At 70.2% G+C, this 6,733-nt stretch carries 6 protein-coding genes, 1 rRNA gene and 1 pseudogene; 3 read left to right on the top strand and 5 right to left on the bottom strand.

The window, feature by feature from the left end:
* The 3 genes and pseudogenes from ACXJMZ_RS35945 to ACXJMZ_RS35955 all read right to left on the bottom strand — a co-directional run.
* Window positions 1–261 (bottom strand): annotated as a pseudogene (locus tag ACXJMZ_RS35945) (electron transfer flavoprotein subunit alpha/FixB family protein); the annotation flags it as partial.
* 49 nt (window positions 262–310) lie between these two features.
* Window positions 311–1,099, bottom strand: coding sequence for an electron transfer flavoprotein subunit beta/FixA family protein (locus ACXJMZ_RS35950; RefSeq protein WP_457034213.1), 789 nt, complete (start codon window positions 1,097–1,099; stop codon window positions 311–313).
* 408 nt (window positions 1,100–1,507) lie between these two features.
* A complete protein-coding gene (locus ACXJMZ_RS35955) occupies window positions 1,508–1,921 on the bottom strand; it encodes a thioredoxin family protein (protein ID WP_457034214.1) in 414 nt (137 codons plus the stop codon).
* A gap of 187 nt (window positions 1,922–2,108) precedes the next feature.
* Between ACXJMZ_RS35955 and ACXJMZ_RS35960 the strand changes: the two genes are divergently transcribed.
* The 3 genes from ACXJMZ_RS35960 (at window position 2,109) to ACXJMZ_RS35970 (ending at window position 4,636) form a co-directional block, all read left to right on the top strand.
* Entirely contained in the window at window positions 2,109–2,537 is a 429-nt protein-coding gene (locus ACXJMZ_RS35960; RefSeq protein ID WP_457034215.1) for a DUF4395 domain-containing protein, read from the top strand.
* A gap of 177 nt (window positions 2,538–2,714) precedes the next feature.
* A complete protein-coding gene (locus ACXJMZ_RS35965; protein WP_457034216.1) occupies window positions 2,715–3,482 on the top strand; it encodes a lysophospholipid acyltransferase family protein in 768 nt (255 codons plus the stop codon).
* Between the two features lie 191 nt (window positions 3,483–3,673).
* Window positions 3,674–4,636: an alpha/beta fold hydrolase gene (locus ACXJMZ_RS35970; RefSeq protein ID WP_457034217.1), complete on the top strand. Its 963-nt coding sequence runs from the start codon at window positions 3,674–3,676 to the stop codon at window positions 4,634–4,636.
* A gap of 33 nt (window positions 4,637–4,669) precedes the next feature.
* On the opposite strand, the gene ACXJMZ_RS35975 is transcribed toward ACXJMZ_RS35970, so the two are convergent.
* Together ACXJMZ_RS35975 and rrf are read right to left on the bottom strand one after the other, a co-directional pair.
* A complete protein-coding gene (locus ACXJMZ_RS35975; protein WP_457034218.1) occupies window positions 4,670–6,373 on the bottom strand; it encodes a carbohydrate binding domain-containing protein in 1,704 nt (567 codons plus the stop codon).
* A gap of 274 nt (window positions 6,374–6,647) precedes the next feature.
* Window positions 6,648–6,733: ribosomal RNA gene (gene rrf, locus ACXJMZ_RS35980) — 5S ribosomal RNA — on the bottom strand; the annotation flags it as partial.

Consider the following 6,733-nt stretch of genomic DNA (forward strand, 5'->3'; position numbering starts at 1 on the left):
GGCGCCGGCGGTCTTGGCGATCTGGGTGAGCGCGTCGACCTTGGGGACGACGAGCTGGTCGGTGAACTCGGCGGCGTCGGCGGTGTAGGCCTTGGCGGCGCCGTATTCGGCGGCCTTGGCGGCGATGCYCGYKGCGGCTTCGCCTGCGCCGAGGATGACGGCGGAGGGTTCGCCGATGCGGCGGGCCAGGGTGAGCAGTTCGAGGGCCGGCTTGCGGACCACACCGTCGGCGTGGTCCACGAGAACCAGGATCTCAGCCATGATTTGTTGCTCCTGAGGGATCGTGGAGTGTGGCGCTGGTGACGGTGGGTTAGATGAACTTCTGCTCGGCGAGGTAGGCGGCGAGGGCGGTGCCGCCCGCTCCTTCGTCCTTGACGATGGTGCCGGCGGTGCGGGCCGGGCGGGCGGTGATCGTCTCGACCGCGGTCCAGGCCCCGGCGAGGCCGACGGTGTCGGCGTCGATGCCGAGGTCGTCGAGGTCGTAGGTCTGCACCGGCTTCTTCTTGGCGGCCATGATGCCCTTGAAGGAGGGGTAGCGGGCTTCGCCGGACTGGTCGGTGACCGAGATGACGGCGGGCAGCTGCGCGGTGATGGTCTCGGTGGCGGCGTCGCCGTCGCGGCGGCCGGTGACGGTGGTGCCSTCSAGGGTGACCTCGGASAGCAGGGTGGCCTGCGGCAGGCCGAGGCGCTCGGCGAGCAGGGCSGGSAGGACGCCCATGGTGCCGTCGGTGGAGGCCATGCCGCAGACGATGAGGTCGTAGCCGGTCTGTTCCAGGGCCTTGGCGATGATGGCGGAGGTGCCGATCACGTCGGTGCCGTGGATGTCGTCGTCGTTGACGTGGACGGCCTTGTCGGCGCCCATGGAGAGGGCCTTGCGCAGGGCGTCCTTGGCGTCGTCGGGGCCGACGGTGAGGACGGTGACCTCGGCGTCGTCGCCGTGGGCGGCGGCGATGCGCAGGGCCTGCTCCACGCCGTACTCGTCCAGCTCCGACAGGAGGCCGTCCACGGCGTCCCGGTCGGTGGTGGTGTCGTCCGCGAAGCGACGGTCACCGGTCGCATCGGGCACGTACTTCACACAGACAACGATCCTCAAGCTCACGGCCTGTCTCCTGTACTGGTCTCGTCCGGCGGCTGCGGCTGTGCAAGCGGGCGCGAACTCGTCACGCACCCGCTCCGGGCAGCGGATTCCTGTGCCCGTCCGGAACTTGCTGGCAGCATACTCGCGAGTAGCTTAGCCGTCACTACTGGCCAGTAGCTTAGCCCTGCCGCAGCCCGGTCGGGTGCTCCGCACCCCGCGTCGCCCCTGGCCACGGAGGACCCGGAACGGCCGCACTGCCGTCTGCGCCCCATCCTGCCCCAGCCTGGGCCGCCGACCCGCTGACCGGGCGGCAGATCGACTGTGAGATTGAACGGTCTTGACAGATTCACCTGGGCGGACGGGGTCGGACGGTCCCTCAGATGCCCTGCCCGCCATGCCCACTTCACGTCGCGTCCGGGACGGGCTGCGTCAGATCGCCTCGCCCAGCGCGGCGATCACATCGGCCCGGCGCGGCTGCCCCGAGGCCCGGCGGACCTGCCGGCCGCCCGCGTCCAGCACCAGCACGGTCGGCGTTCGGAGGATGTCCAGCCGGCGGACCAGCTCGAGCTCCTGCTCGGCGTCCACCTCGACGTGCGCCACCCCCGGCACCAGCTCGACCACCTCGGCCAGCACCCGTCGGGTCGCCCGGCACGGCTGGCAGAACGCGGTGGAGAACTGCACCAGCGTGGCCCGCTCACCCAGCTCCACCCCGAGATCCCCGGCGGTCAGCACCACCGCCCCGTCCTTCGCCCGCACCCGCAGCCTCCCGTCCCGCCGGGCCCGGAACAGCCCGAACCCGCTCGCCAGCACGAGCACCACGGCACACACCAGCAACCCGGTCATCGCTCCAGTGTGCGGCATCTCACCGCCACCCCGGCCTGGGGGGCGTACGATCACCGCCATGAACTCCGCGAGGCCGACCCGACTGACCCGCCGTCGGGTGGTCGACCTGTGCCGGGCGACCACGATGCGCTGTCGCTGACCCGCCGTCAGCCCGCTCGTCCCCCTCCACTGCTCCCCGGAGTTCCCCATGCAGATCGACCCGCGCGGGCCGCGCTTCGCCGCCGTGCTCACCTCCCTGGTGCTCGCCGCCGTCCTGATCACCGGCAGCGGGTGGCTGCTCGCCCTCCAGGCCGCCGTCTTCGCCGTCGGCGCCCTGATCGGCCTGCAGTACTCGCCGTACGGCTGGCTCTACCGCACCCTGATCCGCCCCCGGCTGGCGCCGCCGACCGAGCTCGAGGACGCCCGTCCGCCCCGGTTCGCCCAGGCGGTCGGCCTCGGCTTCGCCGTCGTCGGTACGGTCGGCTACCTCACCGGCGTGACCTGGCTCGGCCTGCTGGCCACCGCCTTCGCGCTCGGCGCGGCCTTCCTGAACGCGGCGTTCGGCTACTGCCTCGGGTGCGAGATGTACCTCCTGCTGCATCGTGGCCGGGCCCGGCTGGGCGCGGCCGGCCGGTAGCTCCGCCCTCCCCTTGGTCACCACCGGTCGGACAGGCGTGACATCCGACCGTCGTTCGGGGGATCATTCGGGTGTATCCCCCGGGGCCGCCGCGGCCTGCCGTGCCTCCGGTCCGGCTCGCCCGCGCCCCGGGACCACCTGACCGGGCCCCAAGCCCGTGGGAAGTAGGGCTGACCCGTGGCAGAGTTCGTCTACCCGCCGGTGATCCGCACGGCGCTCGCCGTGTTCAAGGCGCTGGACTGCCAGATCAAGATCGTCGGTGCCGAGAACATCCCCGCCGAGGGCGGCGCGGTGCTGGTGAGCAATCACATCAGCTACCTGGACTTCCTCTTCGCCGGCCTCGGCGCCTTCAAGGGCGGCAAGCGCAAGACCCGCTTCATGGCCAAGGACGACGTCTTCAAGCACGGCATCTCCGGCCCGCTGATGCGCGGCATGAAGCACATCCCGGTGGACCGCTCCGACGGGCAGCCCGCGTACGAGGCCGCCGTCAAGGCCCTGCAGGCCGGCGAGGTGGTCGGCGTCTTCCCCGAGGCCACCATCAGCCGCTCCTTCACCCTGAAGAAGTTCAAGACCGGCGCCGCCCGGATGGCCGCCGACTCCGGCACCCCGCTGCTCCCCGTCATCCTCTGGGGCACCCAGCAGCTCTGGACCAAGGGCCGCCCGAAGACCCTCACCAAGCGCCACGTCCCGGTCATCATCATGATCGGCGAGCCCATCGTGCTGGCCCCCGGCGACAAGCCCGTCATGGTCACCCGCCGGCTGCGGGCCGCGATGACCGAGATGCTCGAGCAGGCCCAGCGCGACTACCCCGGCAAGCCCACCGGCCCCGACGACACCTGGTGGCTCCCCGCCCACCTCGGCGGCACCGCTCCCACCCTCGAGGTCGCCGAAGCCGAGGACGAGGCAGAGGCCGAGGCCCGCGCGGAGAAGCGCGCGCAGCGCTGAACCTCCGTACTGATCGGAACGAACGCGGAAGGTCCCGCCGGATGACGGCGGGGCCTTCCGCGTCTGTCCCGGGGCTGTCCGCTCGTCAGCCGGGCCTCGGCGCACCGTCAGCCGTCCTTCCCAACTCCCTTCGGCGGCAGGCAGGATGGCCATGTCAACTCCGGCAGCGCCAGCCAGCGAAAGGCCGTCCCATGACCACGATCACGCACCGCCAGGTCGAATCCACCAGCGGACTGTCGATGCACATCGCCGAAGCGGGCAGCGGTCCCCTGGTCCTGCTGCTGCACGGCTTCCCCGAGAGCTGGTACTCCTGGCGTCACCAACTCGTCGCCCTGGCCGAGGCCGGCTACCACGCGGTCGCCCCTGACCAGCGCGGCTACGGCGGGACCGGCGGACCGGACGAGGTCGACCAGTACTCCCTGCTGCACCTGTCCGGCGACATCCTCGGCCTGCTCCCCGCGCTCGGCGCCGACCGTGCCGTGGTGGTCGGCCACGACTGGGGCGCCCCGGTCGCCTGGACCACCGCGCTGCTCCGCCCCGACCTGGTGCGCGGCGTGGTCGGCCTCTCGGTCCCGCCGTTCCCGCGCGGGCCGATGCCGATGCTCCAGCTCTTCCGCCAACTGCTGGGCGACACCTACTACATGGTCCACTTCCAGCAGCCCGGAGTGGCCGACGCCGAACTCGCGCGCGACCCGTACACCACCTTCCGTACCGTGCTGGCCGGCCGCCCGATGCTCAGCCCCGACCGCACCGCGCTGGTCCCCGAGGGCAGCGGCTTCCTGGACATGTTCACCCGGCCCACCGACCTGCCCGAGTGGCTCACCGAGGACGATCTCGCCCACTACGCAGCCGAGTTCGCCACCAGCGGCTTCACCCGCCCGCTCAACTGGTACCGCAATCTCGACAACAACTGGCACCTCACCGCCTCCTGGCACAACGCCCGGATCCTGCCCCCCGCCCTTCTCATCGTCGGCGAACAGGACCTGGTGGTGGCCAACGACCGCGCCCGCGCGGGCCTCAGCACCCTCAGCGAACTCGCCCCCAACATCGCCGAACCCGTCTGGCTCCCCGACTGCGGCCACTGGACCCAGCAGGAGAAGCCCAAGGAGGTCAACCAGGCCCTGCTCGGCTTCCTGGACGGCCTCACCGACTAGGGACTTCCCTCCCCGCCTTCCGTCAGCGGAACATCAACGGCCTTGGAGGGACTTGACGTTGTCGCCGAAGGTCCAGCCCTTCGAGCCGTCCCAGTTGATCGACCACGTCATGAGCCCCTTCAGCCCGCCACCGAAGGCGTTCCACGACTGGCTGACCAGACTCGGCGTCATGTAGCCACCGCCCGCCCCGGATTGGGCCGGCAGACCGGGCACCTGCTTGTCGTACGGCACCTTGATCGTGGTGCCCTGGATGACCAGGCCGTTGTTCAGGCAGGTGGTCTGCGCGGTGAAGCCCTGGACGGTACCGGCCTGGTAGGAGTCGCCGGAGCAGCCGTACATGCTGCCGTTGTAGTACTGCATGTTCAGCCACCAGAGGCGCCCGTTGTCGGCGTACTTCTTGATGATCGGCAGGTAGGAGCCCCAGATCGACCCGTAGGTGACGCTTCCGCCGGTGACGTACGCGGTCTCGGGGGCCATCGTCAGGCCGAAGCCCGCGGGCATCTGGGCCAGCACGCCGTCGATGATGCGCACCAGGTTGGCCTGGGAGGCGGACAGCGTGTTGATGTTGCCGCTACCGGACAGGCCGGTCTCGATGTCGATGTCGATTCCGTCGAAGTTGTACTTCTTGAGGATCGGGACGACAGTCGCCACGAACTTGTCGGCGACGGTGCTGGAACTCAGGTCGATACCTGCGGCGGCGCCGCCGATCGACATCAGGATCGTCGCACCGGCCGCCTTGGCCTGGCACATCTCGGCCGGGGTCGAGACCTTGACGTTGGCGTCCATGCCGTCCTGCCACAGGACGGTGCCGTCCGAGAGGATCACCGGGAAGGCGGCGTTGATGACGTTGTAGCCGTGCGCGGCGATCCGACTGTCCGTGATGGGCACCCAGCCCATCCCGGGGTGAACGCCGTTGGAGGCACCGTCCCAGTTCTCCCAGTAGCCCTGCAGAACCTTGCCCGACGGCTTGGGCTTTGTGGCACAGGTGTCACCACCGGTCGGGCTGCTCGACGGCGAGGGGCTGGTGGACGGACTGCTGGACGGACTCGTGGACGGCGACGGACTGGGGGACGGGCTCGTGCTGGACGACGGACTGCTCGATGAACTGGTCGACGGCGAGGGGCTGGTGCCGCCGGGGCCGGTGAGCGACACGTCGTCCGCGTAGTACGTGGGCTGCCCGTACCAGCCGTGCAGGTAGACGGTCACCGAGGTGGTGGCCGCCCCGGTGCTGAAGTTGACGCTGAGTTGGCTGTACGACGCGCTGTTCGGTGTCCAGGTGGACGAGGTGCCGGTGATGCCGGTGCCGGTGGCACCGAGGTAGACGTAGCTGCCCTGGACGTAAGCGCTCAGCGTGTACTGGGAGTTGGGCTGCACGCTGATGGTCTGGGTGCACTGGGCGTTGTCCTGGCCGGTCGGCGTGGCCTTGAGCGCGGAGGCCCCGGAGTGGACCGGACTGCTGACAGCCGCGCCGGAGCCACTGGAGCAGGTCCAGCCCGAGAGTCCGCTCTCGAATCCGGGGTTGGCCACCAGGTTGGGCGCGACGGCCCCGGCCGTGACGGACCCGGCCACGACGATGCCGGCACCCAGGACGGCGGCGGCGCTCACCCCGGCGAGGGAACGCCTCAGGAAGATCGGTTCGTGCTTGGCGCGGCTGGTTCGGTTCACCTGCGATGCGCGCTCCAGACCAGGGTGAAAATCACCCGGCTGGCGTGGAGTACGCGACCTCCGACGGAACATGTGGTGCTCCCTTCGCGCCGAGCGTCATGGACATGACTGACGTGGGGGCGTGACGCCCGGCTCTGGGTGAGGTGGGGACATGTGGGGCTGTGCCGGACCGGATCGTAGAAGGGGCGGCGCGGCCCGTCAATAGGTCTGGACCAATCGCGGCCGGCCCGCGGTGTGGCCGCAGGAGTCGAGCTCGGAGTGGCGCCTCCGGTGACCAGCTGCCGACCTGGTCCGGAAATGCAGAAAGCCCCGCCGGTTACCCGGCGGGGCTTTCTGACTAAAGATTGTTCGGCGGCGTCCTACTCTCCCACAGGGTCCCCCCTGCAGTACCATCGGCGCTATGAGGCTTAGCTTCCGGGTTCGGAATGTAAC

The sequence above is a fragment of the Kitasatospora sp. P5_F3 genome, from assembly GCF_054049135.1.

What these genes read in the sequence shown, in the direction of transcription:
- ACXJMZ_RS35955 (WP_457034214.1), bottom strand. Translation starts at nt 1,921, where the DNA reads ATGACCGGGTTGCTGGTGTGTGCCGTGGTGCTCGTGCTGGCGAGCGGG.
- ACXJMZ_RS35960 (WP_457034215.1), top strand. Translation starts at nt 2,109, where the DNA reads ATGCAGATCGACCCGCGCGGGCCGCGCTTCGCCGCCGTGCTCACCTCC.
- ACXJMZ_RS35970 (WP_457034217.1), top strand. Translation starts at nt 3,674, where the DNA reads ATGACCACGATCACGCACCGCCAGGTCGAATCCACCAGCGGACTGTCG.
- ACXJMZ_RS35975 (WP_457034218.1), bottom strand. Translation starts at nt 6,373, where the DNA reads ATGTTCCGTCGGAGGTCGCGTACTCCACGCCAGCCGGGTGATTTTCAC.